Origin of the sequence: Streptomyces thermovulgaris (genome assembly GCF_002155915.1) — a bacterium.
GTDB lineage: Bacteria > Actinomycetota > Actinomycetes > Streptomycetales > Streptomycetaceae > Streptomyces > Streptomyces thermovulgaris.
In genome coordinates, this window is record NZ_MUME01000355.1 from 1 (window position 1) to 1,785 (window position 1,785).

The 1,785-nt window shown below is 71.0% G+C and carries 1 protein-coding gene and 2 pseudogenes; all 3 read left to right on the forward strand.

What is annotated here, in order from left to right:
- Positions 1 to 169: pseudogene (locus CCN35_RS30330) on the forward strand (SCO3933 family regulatory protein); the annotation flags it as partial.
- On the forward strand, positions 166 to 357 hold the full coding sequence (locus tag CCN35_RS24050; protein ID WP_067400517.1) for a hypothetical protein: 192 nt from the start codon (positions 166 to 168) through the stop codon (positions 355 to 357). The pseudogene CCN35_RS30330 and the gene CCN35_RS24050, both read left to right, overlap by 4 nt.
- 2 nt (positions 358 to 359) lie before the next feature.
- A pseudogene (locus CCN35_RS24055) lies at positions 360 to 1,729 on the forward strand (FtsK/SpoIIIE domain-containing protein).
- Positions 1,730 to 1,785 lie beyond the last annotated feature (56 nt).

Here is a 1,785-nt window from a genome sequence, read left to right on the forward strand (position 1 = left end):
CACCGTCCCGGAGACGGGCCTGGCGGCCGGGCTGAAGCCGGGCGTGATGGTCCGGCCGGTGGAGCTGTTCGCCACCCCGTGGGCGCGGATCTTCAACGGCCAGCTCTCCGACGGCGTCGCCTACCGCGCCGCCCGCCTCGAACTGGTGACGGCGGAGGCAGCCCAGTGATCCGCTTCGAAAACTCCGCGCCGGAGCGGGAGTTGCACCCGCTCCGGCCCCTGCCGGGGACCGAGGGCAAGGCGACGTTCTCCGTCTCCGGCGCTGTGCTCGCCCGGCTCGGCCTGGCCCCGGCGGACGCGGCCGGGCTCGACCTGGCCGACGTGCTGCCCCTGATACGCGCAAGCGAGGGGGACTGACCATGGAGAACCTGACCGATCACGCACCGCACGTACTGCTGGTCGTGGCCGTGCTGGCGGGCGTCTGGCTGTGCTGGGGCGTCGTGCGCTACGTGCGGGCCGACCGGGGGACGCGGGTCAGCATGCGGCAGGCCGTGCGAGTCCGCTGGGGCTGGGTGCGGCTCGCGCGGATGGCCGGGCTGACGGTCACCGACAAGACCCCGGGCCTGCTCGCACAGATCACCGCGCAGAAGGACAGTCCCGCCCCCGCGCCCCGGGTGCTGACCCCGAGGATCAAGGTCAAGCCGGACCCCTTCGGGGTGATCGTCCGGGCCAGGACGCTGCCGCAGGTCGGACTGGAGGAGTACCAGAAGGCGGCACGCTTCCTGGCCGACGCCTGGCGGTGCACGCGGGTCTCCGTGCTGCCGGACGGCCCCGGCCGGGTGGTGATCCGGGGCGTGCGCTCCGACCCGCTGACCACGCCCGCCAAGCACCGGCCCACTGGCCGCCCTCCCGCGGACCTGACGCGCTGGGAGCTGGGGGTGGACGAGTACGCCGCGCAGGTGTGCGTGTCCCTGGCGAACGTGCCCGGAGTGACCGTGGCCGGCACCCCGGGTGCGGGCAAGACCTCGGCAGTCAACAGGTTCGTCTGCGACTTCGCGCCCTCACCGGCCGTGCAGATAGCGGGTGCGGACGGCAAGGTGTCACGGGCCTCGGAGGGCGACTACGCCGACCTCGTCAAGCGGATGTTCGCATTCTGCGGGGATGACCTCGACGAAGCTAACGCGCTGTTCAAGCGCCTGGTAGAGCTGCGCAAGCGGCGTTCTGCGACTATCCGCGACGTGCTGGGCGTCAAGAACATGTGGCACGTCGGCCCCTTACCACAGTGGCCGCTCACGGTCCTGATCATCGATGAGGCCCACACGTACTTCCGCGAGTACAAGGGCAGCGACGCCGAGACGAAACGTTTGGCCGCGCTGACGGCGGAGAACGCCCGGCTGGTGGAGGACCTGGTCAAGAAGGGCCGCAGCGTCGGCATCCTGGTGATCCTGATCAGCCAGAAGACCACCGGCGACGCCATCCCGACCTTCATCCGCGACGTGTGCCCCGTCGGGCTGTCCTTCGCGCAGAAGACGGTGGAGGCAGCGGTGGCCGCGCTGGGCGAGGACATCCGCAACTGGCCCGATGCCAGCCCGGTGACCTTGCAGGACCCCGCCTACGTCGGGGTCGCGGTGATGGCGNNCGCATCCGCACCCCCTACGTCCCGGATGCCGATGCCGCCCGCGTCGCGGACGCCACTTCGCACCTGACCGCCGACCCGGACCTGTGCCTGGATGCCCTCCTGCGCTCGACCGGCCGGACAGCATCGCCCGCGCCCTCACTCACCAAGTGATCCCGAAACGCCCACACCAGAAAGGAGGTTGAGATCATGGCGGAGGAACGGTTCAC